General features: G+C 58.5%; 16 protein-coding genes and 1 tRNA gene. 12 read left to right on the top strand and 5 right to left on the bottom strand.

The genetic code is table 11. From position 1 onward, the window contains the following. The first annotated feature begins 2 nt into the window (after positions 1–2). The 9 genes from rsmB (at position 3) to QUE75_RS00110 (ending at position 10,548) form a co-directional block, all read left to right on the top strand. On the top strand, positions 3–1,304 hold the full coding sequence (gene rsmB, locus QUE75_RS00150) for a 16S rRNA (cytosine(967)-C(5))-methyltransferase RsmB (RefSeq protein ID WP_286252802.1): 1,302 nt from the start codon (positions 3–5) through the stop codon (positions 1,302–1,304). Further along, positions 1,301–2,704, top strand: a complete 1,404-nt coding sequence (trkA, locus tag QUE75_RS00145; protein ID WP_061331400.1) for a Trk system potassium transporter TrkA — start codon at positions 1,301–1,303, stop codon at positions 2,702–2,704. The genes rsmB and trkA overlap by 4 nt, the downstream gene beginning before the upstream one ends. Positions 2,705–2,839: 135 nt before the next feature. After that, positions 2,840–3,862 carry a glycine--tRNA ligase subunit alpha gene (glyQ, locus tag QUE75_RS00140; RefSeq protein ID WP_058091829.1) on the top strand — a complete coding sequence of 341 codons (1,023 nt, stop codon included), beginning with the start codon at positions 2,840–2,842 and terminating at the stop codon, positions 3,860–3,862. Between the two features lie 2 nt (positions 3,863–3,864). After that, positions 3,865–5,946: a glycine--tRNA ligase subunit beta gene (gene glyS, locus QUE75_RS00135; RefSeq protein ID WP_286252798.1), complete on the top strand. Its 2,082-nt coding sequence runs from the start codon at positions 3,865–3,867 to the stop codon at positions 5,944–5,946. 87 nt (positions 5,947–6,033) lie between these two features. Further along, a tRNA-Pro gene (locus QUE75_RS00130) sits at positions 6,034–6,110 on the top strand. Positions 6,111–6,235: 125 nt separating this feature from the next. After that, positions 6,236–6,556 carry a nucleotide pyrophosphohydrolase gene (locus QUE75_RS00125; RefSeq protein WP_286252796.1) on the top strand — a complete coding sequence of 107 codons (321 nt, stop codon included), beginning with the start codon at positions 6,236–6,238 and terminating at the stop codon, positions 6,554–6,556. After that, the gene (locus QUE75_RS00120) at positions 6,553–8,763 is read left to right on the top strand and encodes a DNA/RNA helicase domain-containing protein (protein WP_286252794.1); all 2,211 of its coding nucleotides are present in this window, start codon (positions 6,553–6,555) and stop codon (positions 8,761–8,763) included. Before QUE75_RS00125 ends, QUE75_RS00120 begins: the two co-directional genes overlap by 4 nt. Positions 8,764–8,947: 184 nt before the next feature. After that, entirely contained in the window at positions 8,948–9,697 is a 750-nt protein-coding gene (locus tag QUE75_RS00115) for a HipA family kinase (protein WP_286252792.1), read from the top strand. Positions 9,698–9,732: 35 nt separating this feature from the next. Further along, positions 9,733–10,548 (top strand): DUF3037 domain-containing protein, encoded by an 816-nt coding sequence (locus QUE75_RS00110; protein ID WP_286252791.1) that lies wholly within the window; start codon positions 9,733–9,735, stop codon positions 10,546–10,548. A 46-nt stretch (positions 10,549–10,594) separates the two neighbouring features. On the opposite strand, the gene QUE75_RS00105 is transcribed toward QUE75_RS00110, so the two are convergent. After that, positions 10,595–11,113 (bottom strand): lipocalin family protein, encoded by a 519-nt coding sequence (locus QUE75_RS00105; RefSeq protein ID WP_318036577.1) that lies wholly within the window; start codon positions 11,111–11,113, stop codon positions 10,595–10,597. 136 nt (positions 11,114–11,249) lie between these two features. Here QUE75_RS00105 and QUE75_RS00100 point away from each other — a divergent pair, with 136 nt between their 5' ends. Beyond that, positions 11,250–11,621, top strand: a complete 372-nt coding sequence (locus QUE75_RS00100; RefSeq protein WP_286252788.1) for a VOC family protein — start codon at positions 11,250–11,252, stop codon at positions 11,619–11,621. A 46-nt stretch (positions 11,622–11,667) separates the two neighbouring features. Here QUE75_RS00100 and QUE75_RS00095 read toward each other — a convergent pair whose 3' ends face one another. The 3 genes from QUE75_RS00095 to QUE75_RS00085 form a co-directional block, all read right to left on the bottom strand. Next, the gene (locus tag QUE75_RS00095) at positions 11,668–12,060 is read right to left on the bottom strand and encodes a globin (RefSeq protein WP_286252783.1); all 393 of its coding nucleotides are present in this window, start codon (positions 12,058–12,060) and stop codon (positions 11,668–11,670) included. 122 nt (positions 12,061–12,182) lie between these two features. After that, a complete protein-coding gene (locus QUE75_RS00090; protein WP_286252781.1) occupies positions 12,183–14,441 on the bottom strand; it encodes an ATP-dependent DNA helicase in 2,259 nt (752 codons plus the stop codon). After that, positions 14,438–16,156 carry a VRR-NUC domain-containing protein gene (locus QUE75_RS00085; protein WP_286252779.1) on the bottom strand — a complete coding sequence of 573 codons (1,719 nt, stop codon included), beginning with the start codon at positions 16,154–16,156 and terminating at the stop codon, positions 14,438–14,440. Before QUE75_RS00085 ends, QUE75_RS00090 begins: the two co-directional genes overlap by 4 nt. Positions 16,157–16,258: 102 nt before the next feature. Between QUE75_RS00085 and QUE75_RS00080 the strand changes: the two genes are divergently transcribed. Then, positions 16,259–16,729, top strand: coding sequence for a hypothetical protein (locus QUE75_RS00080; RefSeq protein WP_286252777.1), 471 nt, complete (start codon positions 16,259–16,261; stop codon positions 16,727–16,729). A gap of 15 nt (positions 16,730–16,744) precedes the next feature. Continuing rightward, positions 16,745–16,972: a hypothetical protein gene (locus QUE75_RS00075; protein ID WP_286252775.1), complete on the top strand. Its 228-nt coding sequence runs from the start codon at positions 16,745–16,747 to the stop codon at positions 16,970–16,972. Between the two features lie 5 nt (positions 16,973–16,977). On the opposite strand, the gene QUE75_RS00070 is transcribed toward QUE75_RS00075, so the two are convergent. Beyond that, positions 16,978–17,421 carry a DUF4864 domain-containing protein gene (locus QUE75_RS00070; RefSeq protein ID WP_138437397.1) on the bottom strand — a complete coding sequence of 148 codons (444 nt, stop codon included), beginning with the start codon at positions 17,419–17,421 and terminating at the stop codon, positions 16,978–16,980. Positions 17,422–17,472: the final 51 nt, after the last annotated feature.

Genomic DNA, 17,472 nt, shown 5'->3' with positions numbered 1-17,472 from the left:
CCATGGCCGATCAACCCCAGCCATTCCGTGCCGTCGCCGCCAATGTGCTGCTGGCGGTAGAGAAAGGGCAGTCGTTGTCCCAATGCCTGCCGTTGGCACTGAACCAGCTACCGCCGGACCAACGGCCACAGCTACAAGCGATCTGCTACGGCACCTGCCGCTGGTTTCACCGGCTTGAGGGTGAGCTGAACCAGCGCCTGAAAAAGCCCCTGCGCAAACCGGACCGGGTTGTTCACCACCTGATGCTGGTGGCCCTGTTCCAGCTGCGGTTCAGTGAACAGGCCACCTATGCCGTGTTGAACGAAACCGTGGAAGCCTGCCGGGCTCTGGATAAACCCCACCTCACCGGCCTGGTCAACGGCGTGTTGCGGGCTGCGGAAAGGGAAGGGGCACCGGAACCAAACGACGACAGCAGCCGCTATAGCCACCCGGTGTGGATGGTGGAAAAGCTGCGCCACAACTGGCCGGAAGACTGGCAGGCCATTCTTGGCGCCAACAACACCCAGGCGCCCATGACCCTGCGGGTAAACGCGCTGCGTTTCAGCCGTGATGAGTACCTGAAGCTACTGTCTGAGGCAGGTATCGAGGCCAAACCTACCCGCTTCGCCCCCCACGGCATTCAGCTTGAACGCCCGGTGCCGGTAGAACGTCTGCCCTGGTTCGAAGACGGCGGTGCCAGTGTGCAGGACGAAGCCGCCCAGCTATGCACCACTGTGCTGGACCTGCAACCAGGCCAGCGTGTACTGGACGCCTGCGCAGCTCCCGGCGGCAAGACCTGCGCCATTCTGGAGGCCTGTGGCGAACTGGACGAAGTGATTGCCATCGACGAATCCGCCGAGCGCCTGCCCCGTGTACAGGAGAACCTGGACCGGCTCGACCTGCACGCCACCCTGACACAGGCGGACGCCGCCGATATCGACAGCTGGTGGGATGGCAACCCGTTTGACCGCATCCTGCTGGACGTACCCTGTAGCGCCACCGGCGTGATCCGCCGGCACCCGGACATCAAGCTGCTGCGCCGGGAATCCGACATCGTACCGTTGGCCAGCATCCAGCTTGGCCTGCTGGACGCCATGTGGTCTATCCTGAAACCCGGTGGCAGGCTGGTGTACGCCACCTGCTCGGTGTTTCCTCAGGAAAACCACCGTATAATCCAGCGGTTCCTGAAACAGCAGGACCAGGCCCGGCTGATAGAGATTGATGCCGACTGGGGTCAGGACATGAACACCGGGCGCCAGTTACTGCCAGACCCGGACAGCCATGACGGCTTTTTCTACGCCGTGCTGGAGAAACCTGAACTATGAAAATCCTGATACTCGGTGCGGGCCAGGTAGGCGGCACCCTGGCGGAAAACCTCGCCAATGAAGCCAACGACATCACGGTGATCGACAGCGACAGCGCCCGCCTTCGTGAGCTTCAGGACCGGCTGGACATACGCACCATGCACGGCCGTGCTTCCTACCCCACGGTACTTCGCCAGGCCGGCGCGGAAGACGCCGACATGGTGATCGCCGTGACCAACAGCGACGAAACCAATATGGTGGCCTGCCAGGTGTCCAAGCTGTTGTACAAGACACCCACCACCATCTGCCGGGTGCGGGCAAACGCCTATCTGGCCAAATCCGAGCTGTTCTACCGTCGTGACATGGACAAAGACCTGGACAGCCTCCGGGGCTTTCCCATCGACGTACTGATCAGCCCCGAACACCTGGTCACCAAACATATTACCCGGCTGATCGAGTACCCGGGCACCCTGCAGGTGCTCGAGTTCTCCAAGGGCCTGGTCAGGCTGGTGGCCATACGGGCGACCAAAGGCGGGCCACTGGTCGGCCATGAGCTGTCCTACCTGCGCACCCACATGCCCAAGATCGATACCCGGGTGGCCGCGATTTTCCGCAAAGACCGGGCCATCATGCCCCAGGGCGACACCGTCATCGAAGACGGCGACGAGGTGTTCTTTATTGCCGCCTCCGATCACATTCGCTCGGTCATGAGCGAGCTTCAACCCCTGTCCAAGCCCTACAAACGCATTTTTATCTGCGGTGGCGGCAACATTGGTTACCGGCTGGCCAATACCCTGGAAAGCCGCTACCAGGTGAAGATTCTTGAGCGGGACCATGACCGCTGTGTGATGTTGTCCGAACGTTTACGCAAAACCGTGGTGCTGGAAGGCAACGCCGCCGACAAGGACATCCTGCTGGAAGAGAACATCGAAAACACCGATGTGTTCTGCGCCGTGACTAACGACGACGAAGCCAACATCATGGCGTCCCTGCTCGCCAAGCGACTGGGTGCCCGCAAGGTGCTGACCCTGATCAACAACCCGGACTACGTCGACCTGATTCAGGGCGGTGATATCGATGTCGCCATCTCGCCCCAGCAGACCACTATCGGCAGCCTGCTCACCCACGTGCGCCGGGGCGATGTGGTGAACGTTCACTCACTGCGTCGGGGCGCTGCGGAAGCCATTGAGGCCATCGCCCATGGTGATCACCGGTCATCCAAGGTGGTCGGCAAGCGCCTGGACGAAATCAATCTGCCACCAGGCACCACCATCGGCGCCATCGTTCGCCACAACGAGGTACTGATTGCCCACGACCATATTCGAGTGCAGCCCGATGACCACGTGATCCTGTTCCTGGTGGACAAAACCCGTATCCGGGACGTGGAAAAGCTGTTCCAGGTGGGCCTCACCTTCTTCTGATTGATCTCAAGCAAAACAACACCCTGGCTGGCACTTAGAAATGCAACGCCAGCCAGCGTATAATGCGCGTTTTCAAATTTCGGAGTGCCCCGCAAACCGGGGCGCCACACACAGACTGACCAGCAGGCAAACGTCGTGACAGACAAGGCAACCAACAACTCCGCGCCGGACATCAAGACCTTTCAGGGTCTGATCCTGGCACTGCAGAATTTCTGGGCGCAGCACGGCTGCGTGGTTCTCCAGCCCCTGGACATGGAAGTGGGCGCCGGTACTTTCCACCCGGCCACCTTCCTGCGTTCCATCGGCCCGGAAACCTGGAACTCCGCCTACGTCCAGCCCAGCCGCCGCCCAACGGATGGCCGCTACGGCGAGAACCCGAACCGCCTGCAGCACTACTATCAGTTCCAAGTGGTTCTGAAGCCGTCGCCGGACAACATCCAGGAACTGTACCTGGATTCCCTGCGCGCCCTGGGCCTGGACCCGCTGGTGCATGACATCCGCTTTGTTGAAGACAACTGGGAATCCCCCACGCTCGGCGCCTGGGGCCTGGGCTGGGAAATCTGGCTGAACGGCATGGAAGTGACCCAGTTCACCTACTTCCAGCAAGTGGGCGGCCTGGAATGCTACCCGGTGACCGGCGAGCTGACCTACGGCCTTGAGCGTATCGCCATGTACCTGCAAGGCGTGGACAGCGTGTACGACCTGGTCTGGACCAAAGGCCCGGACGGTGTGGTCACCTACGGCGACGTGTTCCATCAGAACGAAGTGGAGCAGTCCACCTACAACTTCGAACACGCCGACACCGAGTTCCTGTTCCACAGCTTCGACGTGTACGAGCGGGAAAGCGCCCGCCTGATCGAAGCCGGCCTGCCACTGCCTGCCTACGAACAGGTACTCAAGGCCTCTCACACCTTTAACCTGCTGGACGCCCGCCACGCCATTTCCGTGACCGAGCGCCAGCGTTTCATCCTGCGTGTACGTACCCTGGCACGCTCCGTTGCCCAGGCTTACTTCGAGAGCCGCCGCAAGCTGGGCTTCCCGCTGGCGCCCGAGCATCTTCGCAAGGAAGTGCTGGCCGCCGCCGAGGCTGCTGACGCCAAGGCCAACAAGAAGGGCAAGAAAGCCAACAAGGCACCGCAGGAACAGGGGAACGCATAATCATGGCAACACAGGATTTTCTGGTCGAACTGGGCACCGAAGAACTGCCTCCAAAAGCCCTCAAACCGCTGTCTGACGCCTTCACCCAGGGCATTGTCAAAGGCCTGGAAGAGGCGGGCGTGGCCTTCGGCAAGGTCGAAGCCTTCGCCGCCCCACGCCGCCTTGCCGTGCGCATTCGCGACCTGGCCGATGCCCAGCCAGACAAGCCGGTAGAGAAGCGTGGCCCGGCGGTGAAAGCCGCCTTTGATGACGCCGGCAACCCCACCCGGGCCCTGACCGGCTTTGCCACCTCGCTGGGCATCACCCCGGACCAGCTCGACACCCTGGAAACCGACAAAGGCGCCTGGCTGGTGTATCGCACCGTGGAGCAGGGCAAACCGACCGTCGAGCTGATGCCCGAGCTGGTAGAGAAATCCCTGGCAGCGCTGCCGATTCCCAAGCGCATGCGCTGGGGCGCCCACAAAACCGAATTCGTGCGCCCGGTACACTGGCTGATCCTGCTGTTCGGCAACAAAGTGATCGACATGCCGGTGATGAACCTGAAGCCCGGCAACAAAACCCGTGGCCACCGGTTCCATTGCCCGAAAGAGCTGATTGTACCGACCCCGGCCGATTACGAAGTGGTACTGAAGCAGGAAGGCTACGTGCTGGCCGACTTCGCCGAACGCCGCGAACAGATCCGCCAGGGCGTTGCCCAACTGGCAGAGAAAGAAGCCAACGGCAAAGCCGTGATCGACGAAGACCTGCTGGACGAAGTCACCGCCTTGAACGAATGGCCGGTGCCACTGATGGGCCGCTTCGAGGAGCGCTTCCTGGACGTGCCCGCCGAGGCGCTGATTTCCTCCATGAAGGAGCACCAGAAATACTTCCACGTGGTGGATGCCAGCGACAACATGCTGCCGCTGTTCATCACCGTGGCCAACCTGGAAAGCAAAGACCCGGCCCAGGTGATCTCCGGAAACGAGAAAGTGATTCGCCCGCGCCTGTCCGACGCCGCGTTCTTCTACGAGACGGACCGCAAGACCAAACTGGAGGACCGCATCGAGGCCCTCAAGCCCATCGTGTTCCAGGACAAACTCGGCAGCCTTTACGACAAATCCGTGCGGGTGGCTGCATTGGCGAAGAAGATCGCCGAGGCCATCAACAGCGACCCGGCCCTGGCCGAGCGCGCGGCGATGCTGGCCAAGACCGACCTGGTCACCGAGATGGTGCTGGAGTTCACGGATCTTCAGGGCATCATGGGCCAGTACTACGCCACCAATGACGGCGAACACGCCGACGTTGCCAAGGCCCTGAACGAGCAGTACATGCCGCGCTTTGCCGGCGACGACCTGCCCACCACCCTGACCGGTTGTGCCGTGGCCATCGCTGACCGTATCGACTCGCTGGTAGGCCTGTTCGGCATCAACCAACCGCCCTCCGGTACCCGTGACCCGTTCGCCCTGCGCCGTGCGTCATTGGGTGTGCTGCGCATCATCATCGAACGCCAGCTGCCCCTGGACCTGCAAACCGTGTGTGAGTGGGCAGAGCAGAACTTCACCGTGCTGACCGAGAAGAATACCGCCAGCACCGTGGTGGACTACATGCTCGAGCGCTTCCGTGCCCACTACGACGAACAGGGCATCGGCGCCGAAGTGTACCTGGCCGTACACGCCCGCCGCCCAACCCGCCCGCTGGACTTCGACCGCCGGGTGAAGGCCGTAGAAGCCTTCCGGCAGCTGCCAGAAGCCCTGGCCCTGGCCGGCGCCAACAAGCGGGTGTCTAACATCCTCACCAAGCAGGGTGGAGACAGCATCGGCGAGACGGTGGATAACGCACTGCTGCAGGATGCCGCCGAGAAAACCCTGGCCCAAAAGGTCGAAGAACAGGCGCAGAAAGTACTGCCGCTGTTCGAGCAGGGCGCCTACGCCAGCGCACTGACCTCTCTGGCCAGCCTGCGCGAGCCGGTCGACGCCTTCTTTGACGACGTGATGGTGATGGCAGACGACGAAGCCGTGCGCGACAACCGCCTGGCACTGCTCAACCGCCTGCGCAACCTGTTCCTGCGAGTGGCCGATATCTCCCTGCTGCCAACGGCCAGCTGAGGTACCGCTCCGCAGTTATACGGATAAATTTCCCCAGGGACGGGGGTAGTAAAACGGCCGGCAATCCGTATAATACCGGCCGTTGATCGGCGTGTAGCGCAGCTTGGTAGCGCACTTCGTTCGGGACGAAGGGGTCGGAGGTTCGAATCCTCTCACGCCGACCATTTTCCCTCCTGTTTTGTCTTTTCCTGTTTTAGTTTTCCAACGCTGTTTCTCTGGGTTCTTACACCCCGAGCCCATGAATTTCTGTATCCTTAGTAAATCTGCTCATGATTAAAGGGGTATTTTGATGAATGAGGCGATCGCCCGGCTACGTCAGTTCCGGGATGACAGAGACTGGAAACAATTCCACAACCCGAAAGACCTGTCACTGGCCCTGAGTATCGAGGCTTCGGAACTGCTGGAGCTGTTCCTGTGGAAATCTCCCGAACAAGCCGATGTCAGCAAAGTGAAGGAAGAGCTGGCCGACGTGATTGCCTATGCGCTACTGCTGGCAGACAGCTATGAGCTGGACGTAGAACAGATTGTTCTCGACAAGATTGCCCTGAACGAAAAGAAATACCCGGTCAGCAAAGCCAGGGGAACCTCGAAGAAGTACACGGAGCTATGAGCCATTCACCAATGGTAGAGATTCAGCGCTACCCCTTCAGCCGGGACGCCCTGAACGACTTGCGCGATAATGCCTTTGCTGCGGGCAACTGGCCCCTGGTCTACTTACTCAGTGACGAAAAGCACCGGCGCGCCTATATCGGCGAAACCACCGACACGCTCACCCGCATGAGCACTCACCTCAAGCACGACGAAAAGCAACTGCTGACCGCGGTGCACCTGATTACCAGCGAGTACTTCAACAAATCTGCCACCCTGGATGTGGAATCTCTGCTGATCAAGTACATGGCCGCCGATGGCAAGTACACCCTGTTGAACGGCAACCTGGGGCTGGCTGACCACAACTATTACCAGCGTGGTGCCCTGTATGAAGAGGTGTTTCGGGAAGTCTGGAACCGGTTGATTGCCAAGGGGGTTGTGTCCCGCACCCTGGACCACCTTGATAACTCCGATGTCTTTAAATACTCCCCCTACAAATCCCTGTCCTTCGATCAGCGCCAGGGCCTGCTCACCATCATGCATGAGCTGCTCAATCCCGGTGTGAAGAACATCGTGGTGGAAGGGGGAGCCGGAACCGGCAAATCGGTACTGGCCATCTTTCTGTTCAAGCTGCTGCATTCGGAAGCACACCAGATCAATCTCAAGGAATTCTCTGAGGAAGAGGCCGAGATCGACTCTCTGCTCTCGTCGCTCAAAGCCGTCATGCCCAAACCGAAAATGGCGCTGGTGGTGCCGATGACCTCCTTCCGAACCACCCTCAGGAAGGCGTTCAGGCACGTCTCCGGGCTCAGCCCTGACATGGTCATCAGCCCGTCCGAGCTCACCAAACAACACTACGATATTGTTCTGGTGGACGAGTCTCACCGTTTGCGCAAGCGCAAGAATCTGGGCGCTTACTTCGGCAGCTTCGACAAAGCCTGTGCCGCGCTGGGTATGGACAAGCATACCTGCTGCGAAGTGGACTGGGTCTGCCAACAGGCGGGCAAAGCAATCTTCTTCTACGACGAGGGCCAGTCCATCAAACCCTCCGATGCCGATCTTGAAGTGTTCCAGCGCCTGAAAGTTGCCAACGGCTCGGTCACTCATCGCTTGCTGTCCCAGTTCCGGGTAAAGGCCGGGCAACCCTATGTCGAATTTGTGGATAAGTTACTGAACGGCCGTGTTGATGATGGCGTGGTGTTCTCCGCAAAGAACTACGAATTTGAGGTCTTCGACTCCCTCAAAGACCTGGTCCATACCATCAACGAAAAAGAGGAACAGGTCGGGCTGTCACGGCTGATCGCCGGTTATTCCTGGCCCTGGGCCTCGAAGAAGGATAATGAGGCTTACGACATCGTGATCGACGATGTTCAGCTACGCTGGAACAGCACCAATACCGACTGGATCAACAAGGAAGGATCACACCGGGAAGTGGGCTGCATTCACACCACTCAGGGCTATGACCTGAACTATGCAGGCATTATCTTCGGAGAGGAGATCCGGTATGACCCGGACAGCCAGTCCATCGTCATCGACAAGGGCAACTACCACGACCGCACCGGTGGCCAGGGCATCAAAGACCCGGCGGAACTGAAGCAATACATCATCAACATCTACCGCACCATCATGCTGCGCGGCATCCGCGGCACCTTCGTCTACGCCTGTGACGATGCGCTGCGGGAGTATCTGAAGCAGCACATTCCGGTTCACACCGCTCATATCGAGCAGCCTGAAGCCACACACGTAGTGGAGCTGGAACCTTATGTGAATGCCGTGCCGCTGTTCGACCTGCAGGCGGCTGCGGGGGATTTCGGAGCACTCAGTGATGTCAGCTACATTGACCCTACCAGGCACCCAGACTGGGTCGGAGTGCCCGATGGAGTGCGAGTGCGTAAAGACATGTTCGCCTGCCGGGTGTTCGGCGAATCCATGAACCGGGTTATTCCCCATGGTGCCTTGTGCCTGTTTCGGACCGACCCTGGTGGTTCCAGAAACGGAAAAACGGTTCTGGTGGAGTGTATGGACAGCATTGATGCAGATTCAGAGTCACGCTACACGGTGAAGGTCTACGAAAGCTTTAAGAATGAAGACAAATACGGCTGGCGCCATACCCATATTCAACTGAAACCGAACTCTTACGATGACAGTTTTCAACCCCTTCTCCTGACAGATGAAGAAGCACTTCAATATCGAGTGGTTGGGGAGTTTGTTGGCGTTATTGATGAGTAGTATACAGATCAAAGGTGTTTGACAACCCAAACCCAGCATATCAGACTTCAAATCACATCCGCCCCTTGGCAGTACGCCTCCCTCAACTATCCCGAGGGTGTGCCGAGCCCTTGGGGCTTTTCTGTTTAGGGAAAACCAAGGCGCTTTCAGCGTCATGGAACATGGGGAAAGGACAATACCCTCTGTGACCAAAGCCTTATCCACCGTTGAAATCGTAGAAGTTATCCGCCGGTCGGAGCACGGGATGACCGAACCCTTTATCTGCCGGGGCGACGATGACAACTTCTACTTTGTAAAAGGCATTGGCGCAGGCCGGGACAGTCAGATCAAAGAATGGGTTTCCGGTAACCTGGCACTGCTCTTCGGTATACCCGTAGCGCCATTCAGAATTGTAAACGTGCCAGAAGAGATTCTGGAGATACTGCCTCCTGGCCATGCAAGAGATCTTGGTGCTGGGCCTGCATTTGGCTCTTTAGAAAAACGCCTCACGGAAATAACCGTTCCCCAGATTCGAGAGGTTCCGCTAAAGATCAGAAAGGCCCTTCTATGTTTTGACTGGTGGATTGCAAACGGCGACCGGTGCTTTTCCGAGAACGGTGGTAATCCGAATCTTTTCTGGGAGCCCAGCAAGAGGGAACTGGTCGTTATCGATCACAATCAGGCCTTCGATACAGAAGTTACTGCAGAAACCTTTTTCCGTGACCACATCTTCCACGATGTGTCTGCGGACATTGCGGATGACTTGGTTGAGCGGCAGATCTACACTGACAAAATGAATGAAGCACTCTTCCACTGGGATTCGATCGTTGCCGGGTTGCCAGAAGAGTGGTTTTATATTGATCCTGAAATGACGATTGAGCTGGGTCTGAGCACCGATGAGCTTAAAACGCATTTGTTACGTTGTCTGAGCGATGACTTCTGGAACTGGAAATGACTAGGTTTGCTTGTAACTACGCCATTGTGCGATTCATGCCATACGTCGAAACCGGCGAGTTTGCCAACGTCGGCGTTTTGCTGTGGATACCCAAGCAGAAAACTTTGTTGTTCAAACTTCTACGACGTAAGTACGGACGAATTACTCAATTCTTCGAAGAGCTGGATAAACAGGTCTACCTGAAGGCCATGGCTGATCTGGATACCGAGCTTCACCGAATCGAGGGGCTGCTGAAGGAAGGTGCTGTGGTAACCGCCAATCCAAATCTTGAATACGGCTTCCATAAGGGCATTTTCAAAGAAATCATCCGTCCCCGTGAGACCATTGTCCGCTTTAGCGAGCAAAGGGCCATTCTGACGGAGAATCCGACAGAAACACTCGCTGCACTCTACGACTATTACGTTGGCCGCAACTTCGTGACCAAGGAGTATCAGGAAGGGCTGATGGAGAAGGGTATCAAGCGCCTGCTAGATCAGGAAAATCTTGGCAAGCGCTATCGAAAGCGAAAAGTTCAGGACAAGGTTTACGGTGTTTCCTTCCCCTTTGTCGAAGAGCAGAATCAAAAGGCAGTTAGGGTGATCAAACCATTATTTCTGGGCCAGGCCGATTCAACCGCGATTATCGAGCATGGTGGTCAGTGGCAACTTAAGGTCGAACAACTCAGAAAACGGCAACTACTTCATGGCCCAGTTTTATTTCCCGTAAAAGGCCCCGAGGATGCTAAAGCCGGCGACCACCGCCAAGAGGCTTTCGAAGAAACCAAGCAGAGTCTCTCAGGTGAAGGCATAGAACTGGTTGCCTTTGAAGAGCACAAGAAGATTTTGGAATTCGCTTCTCAACTTGTGCATTGAACGACCATTTTCGTGATCTCACGAAAATGGTCATCTTTTATTCCCGTCAACGCGACTGCTCCACCACAATCAACTCCCCAAGCTCAAACCCCTCCGCCTCTGCCCTTTCCATGAACGTCTCCAACACCTCCTCACTCACCTCCGGCGTGCGCGACATCAGCCACAGGTAGTTTCGGTTGTAGCCGGTGATGTAGGCGGTGGTGTAGTCGTCATCCAGCCCGAACACCACGTAAGAGGCGTAAAAGGGCCCGAAAAACGACACTTTCAGATGGCCCACATCGCTGTCACCCACGAACTTTGCCCGGCCTTCGGCTTCTTCCCATTCGCCTTCTTCGGCGTTGTAGCCCCGGTTGATGACTTTGATGCTGCCGTCTTCGTTAAGGGTGTACTCGGCGGTCACCTGGCTCAGACCCCGCTCGAAGGAGTGGTCCAGCCGGGCGATCTCGTACCAGGTGCCCAGGTAGCGGTGCTGGTCGAAGCCGGTGACCGGTTCGATGCCTTTGGGCAATCCGGTGCAACCGGTCAGTAACAGGAGTAGGGTGGTCAGCAGAGCAAAGGGTTTCATCAGGCGCTGTCCTTAGTTCAGGGAGTTACACAAACAACCATAACAAAGCGCCGGCGAAAACACTGCTGTGATTGCCTGAGCTCTGGAATGCGAAAAGCGACGTATACTGAACCTCAACCAATCACGGAGAACAGGCATGATCGGATACGTAACCATCGGTGTCAGTAACATGGGCAAGGCCAAGCAATTCTACAGCGATCTGCTGGGGGATCTGGGCGGCAAGGTGTTGCTGGATATGGAGCGCATTGCGTTCATTGGCGAGAGCATGGCCAAGCCCATGTTGGCGGTGTGCGTACCGTTCAACGGTGAGCCCAACCATCCGGGCAATGGCAACATGGTGGCGATCCCGGCGGGGTCCAAAGCAGCTGTCGATAAGTTTTATCACAAAGCCATTGAGCTGGGCGCAACCTGCGATGGCGAGCCTGGGCAACGAATTCCGGATATGTTCTACGGCGCCTATGTGCGGGACCCGGACGGTAACAAGCTGGCGTTCTTCGAGTTCGGCTAAGCGTGCAAAAGGCCCCGTCGTGGGGCCTTATTGTTGGTGACGCGGTTCAATACGCGCCGCGAATCAGATCAATCCCCGGCTTCAGCACTTCCCGCCAGGCTTCCCTCAGCTCTGGTGTGTATTCCGGATCGTGTACTCGCACCGTTTTCAACAGGGCTTCTTCCCACAAACCGTACCACTCCGGCTGGATGTCCATGCGCTTGCGACTGTGGCTTTCACCCAGATCCCGCAGTTTGCGATCAGACATGCCCCGGGCCACCAGAATAATCTGCATCACGCCGTTACGCAGCAGATGGCGCTGGGCGGGCATATCGGTATTCACAAACCGGGCGCGAATAGCATCCGAGCTAGCCATAAAGAAGTCGTAGAAATCGACGAAGAATTCATCTTTCCGGCAGCAGCGGCCATAGCTCTGAAATACGAGATCCGTGGGAGTCATTTGCAATCTGTGTCCTTGATCAACGGTCGGATTGTCATTAAAGGCCACGCATTCTAAGCAAGCGAACAGGTTTTTCTATAGCGATATGTAACAACTGACTTCGACCGCGACAATTTGACGCTTCAAGGCTCCGAATTGCTGAACCACCACTTTGGTAACAGATTGCGCACCTGCCCCTGCAGAAACCGGTCATCAATCAGCCAGATCACGCCCCGGTCGTCCGGGGTGCGGATCACCCGGCCGGCGGCCTGGGCTACTTTCTGCAGGCCGGGGATCAGGTAGGTGTAGTTGTAACCTTCGCCAAAGCGTTGCTGCAGGCGGTCCTTGAGGATTTCGTGCCAGGGGTCGAACGGCGGCAAGCCGAGGGTGGCCACGAAGGCGCCAATGAGCTGGTCGCCGGGCAGGTCGATGCCTTCGCTGAACACGCCACCAAGTACCGCAAAGGCGACGCTGCCTTCGGGCTTCTGGAACTCCGCCAGAAACTGTCTGCGTTGGTCCGGGCTCATGCCCGGCTGCTGCGAACGCAGGGGGATATCCGGTGCCTGTTGTGCCAGCGTGGCGCTCACGTCCTTGGCGTATTTGAAGCTACTGAAAAACGCCAGGTAATGGCCAGGTCGTTCCCGATACTGTTTGGCAATCAGCTCGGCGATGGGTTGCTGGCTGGCCTGCCGATGCACATGTCGGGTGCTGATACCGGGGGTGAACTGCACCTGCAATTGCTCGGCACTGAACGGACTGGGAAGGGAGGTGAAACGGGCGTCTTCCGGCAGGCCCAGTAAATCCCGGTAGTAGACGCCGGGGCTGAGGGTAGCGGAGAACAGCAGTACCGAGTGCGGGGCCTTGAAGCGTTCGGTGAGGAAATCCGCCGGGATCAGGTTCTGGATCGTCAGGCTAGCCCGGCCACGGCCGCTGCGCTGAAATTCACAAAGGGAATGATCACCGAAGCCGTCCGCCAATTTCATAAAGGCCACGCTTTCGAACATCACCTCCTGCAGAGCCAGGTCCGGCGGGTTGTCGGCCAGGTAATCGGTGATTACAGAAACCATGGCCTGCAACGCGCCCAGCAATTGCGGCGGCAGGGTGGCCAGAAATACCGGCTGGGCCTGTTCACCGTGATTCCGTATCAGCGCCTGCCAGGCCCGGGCAGTGCGGTCCAGGGCGGCTTTCACCGGTTTGGGGGCGGTCTTCTTCAGTTTCAGTAAGCGCTGTTGTTCCAGCTGCACCGAGTACATGCCCCGGGCACGGTCCACCAGGTTGTGAGCTTCGTCCACCAGCACGCTGGCTCGCCAGTTGTTCTGGCGGATCAGGCCGTGGAGCAACGCAGATTGATCAAACAATCGGTTGACGTCGCCCACCACCAAGTCGCTCCAGCGCGCCATTTCCTGGGCGAGAAAGTAGGGGCAAATGTCGTGACCTGCTGCGATTTGCGCCAAATTTTCCTGATTTAGCGGCTCTTTGCTCTGCACCGCCTCGGCCCGGGCATCGGGCAGGCGGTCGAAGAAGCCCTGGGCCAGGGGGCAGGACTCGCCGTGGCAGGCTTTGTCCGGGTGTTCGCAGGCGTCGTCTTTCGACACCAGCTCCAGGGTGCGCAGGGGCCAGGGCTGCAGCTCATCCTGAGCCGCCCGCAACTTATCCACCGCATCCAGCGCCAGCTGCCGGGCGGTGTTGCGGCAGGTGAGGTAGAACAGCCGGTCCTGCTTGGCGGCGGGCATGGCCATCAGGGCCGGGAACAGGGTGCCCAGGGTTTTGCCGAGGCCCGTGGGGGCTTCCAGCAGCAGGGTGCCGGCTTTGGCGGAATTTTTGTACACCGTTTCTGCCAGCTGCCGCTGCCGGGGGCGAAAGTCCAGGAAGGGAAAGCGCAGGTTAGCGAGCAAGGCATCGCGCTGCTCCCGATGGTGCTCTTCCTGCTCGGCCCAGGCTTTGTAGCGGCCACACAGGGTTTCCAGTTCCTGCCAGAGCTCGTCGGCTTTGGCGGTTTCGGTAAGCACCGTTTCCTTGTCCCGGCCGGTGTCGTAATAAACCAGGGCCAGCTCCACGCTTTTGCGCTTTTCCTGCCGGCACAGCAGGGCGCCATAGGCCCTTAACTGGGCCCGATGCAGAGCGCGCTGGTGGGGGCGAATGCGGGACACATCGCCCCGGTGGGTCTTGATTTCTTCCAGCCGGTTCTTGTGCGGATGGTAGCCATCGGCCCGGCCGGAAAGCTCCAGCTCCATGCAGTTTCCGGTAAGCGAATACTCGCTTTTATAGCCATAACCCCGCTTTGCCTGGATCGCCTGGTGGCCGGCAATGCCCTCCTCGGGACTTGGCGCCGGGGTGTAGCGGAAGTCCAGGTCGCCGTGGCGGGCCGCGAATTCACACAGGGTGCGGACGGCGACTTTCACAGGCTTGCCTCATCGTCCTGCCAGCGCACATAACACACGCTGGCGGGAATGCCTTCACGGGCGAAGAACTCCAGCCAGCGAACCTGGTGGTCCTGCAGGCGGTCGCCGGGGCCTTTTACCTCGATCATTTCATAGCGCTGTTCCGGTTGCCCTGCGTCCGGCACCAGCCGGATCAGATCGGGAAAGCCACTGCGGTGTTCCTTGATGTTGTTGAGCAGGCGGCGGAACAGAGCCTCCAGATGGCGCGGGGGAATGCAGTCCAGGGCCAGCTCCAACAGCTCTTCATCGAGTACCGGCCAGAACACGAAGGGATTGGCGATGCCTTGCTTGGTCTGGAAGGTGTCGAGAATGTGCTGTTTATAGGCATGGGTTTTCAGCAGGCCGAAATGCTCTTCAAAAGCCTGCTGGCGCCGGGCCACAAAATCTTCCCGGGTCAGGTCCGCCGGGCCGATGTGGAACGGATGGAAGAAGGCGCCGGGGATGGGTGTGAAGATCACCGGCCAGCACAGCAGGCCGAACAGGGCGTTGATCAGGGTGTTTTCCACATAGAACACCGGGGCCGCTTCCGTACTCAAATGCTTCACCGCCGCCAGTTCCACGGTGCCGGTGTCTGGCTTGGGCAGGGTGAGGGTGAATTCCCGCAGTGGGGGGTTATCCACAGGCTCGGGTTTGTCAGCTCCCACCTTGGGTGCCAGCCGCTTCAGCAGGCGATTCAGGCCCTGGGCTTCAGCGTCGGTCAGTTCCGTGGTTCGCCACTGGCAGGCAATGGCCCAGGCTTGCTCAAAACGCTTCATACGCTCCAGCAACCGCAGCTGTTTCAGTCGTGCTTCCCGGTGGCCACTGGCCGCCCATACCTGCAGTGCCAGTTCCTGCTCACCCTGGCGCTCCGCCTGCCGGCCCAGCTCCAGTAACAACCGATCCCGGCGGCTGATGAGCCAGGGGTTATCCACAGGGCCGGGTACATCCGCCCAGACCTCTGTGGCTGGCTCACCCCGATCAAGCCGTTCCCGGCACTGGTGCATTTGCAGGTAACCATCTACTTCCGAGCGATGCTGAAAAGCCCGGGATTCCGGGGTAAAGGCCACCGGCTCGAACTGCTGCACGCCCAGTTCCACCAGCACAAAATCCGTCCAGCTCTGGCGCAGGTTGCCGAAGAACATCAGGCGGATGCGGTCGAACAGGGCCATGTCCTGGAGCTGGACCACTTCCGGGGCCTGTTCACCGGTAGCCTCTGCCAGCCAGTGCCGCAGGGGCTTTGGTTCACTGAACGCTTCCGCCAGCAACTCCCGCATCTGAGCTTTTCCCAGCGTTTTCGGGTGGCCCTGTTGGTGCAGCCAACCGCCAAATACCGGCCTAAGTTCAGCCAGGGTAAACAGCCGGAACAGATCATCCAGGCTCAGCTCCGGCGAGTTATCCAGCCAGCCCTCCTGCACCAATAACGTGAGCGCGTCGGCCTCCGGCACCGGCAGTTCCGGATAGCGCAGCTTGTCGGCCCGGAACAGCTCGCCGGTGCGCATCACCATGCGCGTGAGTAACGCCCTTGGCCCGGTCGCCAGGTTGGCAAACGCCGCCAGCCGGGTTCGCTCCCGTACGGTCAACAGATCTGCGTGATGATCGGCCACCCAGGACACGATGGTGTCCATGTTGCTCAGGTAATACAGGGGGTCTTCAAGGTTTGCTGTTTGCGGGCGCTGGCCCGTGAGTTCTGTCGTCATAGGGCTGGAACTGTAATCCATGCACAAAAATTAATCATCACACGCCTTGCCAACCCACCTAATGATAACTATTATCATTTGCATCACGACAAGGAGGACGCCATGAAATTTCTTTGCCCGCGCCATCGCCAGATGTTTGCCCGACTCTCCATCAACGAACAGAACGATCTATGGCTGTTCTGGATGGAATATGCCTTCACCTACTGCGAAACGGAAGAGACCGAGAAGATGATTGCCGCCACTGGCAGTGCCTTTGACCTTGCCTGCCTGGCCAGGGCGGACCACCCGGAGTGCATGCATGTGGAGCTCACACTTTCCGCCATTCTGGTGTGCCGTGCCCTTCGGGACCGTGGTGATCACAACGCGGCAGACTACGTGCTGTTCAGTGCCCTGGAAAGCCTGCAGTCTTCCGAGCCCCGCTATGGCAGTCCCAGCGGCGGCTGCAGCACCGATCAGTGCATTGAAGTGCTGCTGGATACCTCCCGGCAAGCCAGCTTTTTTGCAGAATACCTGAACTGGCCCGCCACGCCACTGGCACCTCGGGCACAACGTTCGGCAATGGTCGCTCACTAACGCAAAGGAGGGGTTATGGGAATGCTATTCAATATCCCGGACGCATCCCGGAAGAAACAGGCGGAACAGATATCTTGGCTGGATTGGAAGCCTGGTGGTCAGGTTTGTATCAGTATCGATGCTGACTGCCTGGCCAGACTGTTGGCAAAAAACCAGCTGCATGTTCAGGACTTCTCCTGCACCGACGAGGCCTCAAAACAGATTGTCAGGGGCCTGCTGCTGGATTGTCTCCGGGTACCCTGAGATCGTCAGATACCCAGGTCCGCAGGCTGCAAGCGAACTCCGGCAATTTTCCAGGCTCCGTCCGTCATCTCCATGCGGTAATAGGCATCCCAGCGTTTGCCTTCGGGCCCTTGCAATCGAACCACCTGGATATCAAAGCCATCATGGGGCACCCGCTGGGCAAACTCGATGGCGGTGGCGCTGTGAACGGCGGGGTAGGCCTCGCGCACCATCGCCAGAAACCCTTCAGAGGTGCCGAATCGCCGCTTGATCCCTTCTGAGGCATACTCCCAGGCCTGTACCTCATCGTCATTAGCGAAAGCTTCAATTTGGCTGAGTATGGCATCCCGGATATCGGCATCCGCGTCATCGTCCGCCAGCGGTCTGGAAGACCAGGCCAAGGCAAGCACCAACGCCATCGTAAGGGTCAGGATAACGCCGGTTTTGATGTTAATGATGTTAAGCCCCATGACGACCACCCGCATTCTGTTCAACTTTTAATCAATACGCTACCACTGCGG

The sequence above is a fragment of the Marinobacter shengliensis genome, from assembly GCF_030297115.1.
GTDB lineage: Bacteria > Pseudomonadota > Gammaproteobacteria > Pseudomonadales > Oleiphilaceae > Marinobacter > Marinobacter shengliensis.
Note: the sequence above shows the minus strand (reverse complement) of the source record. Positions and strands in the feature narration are given on the sequence as shown.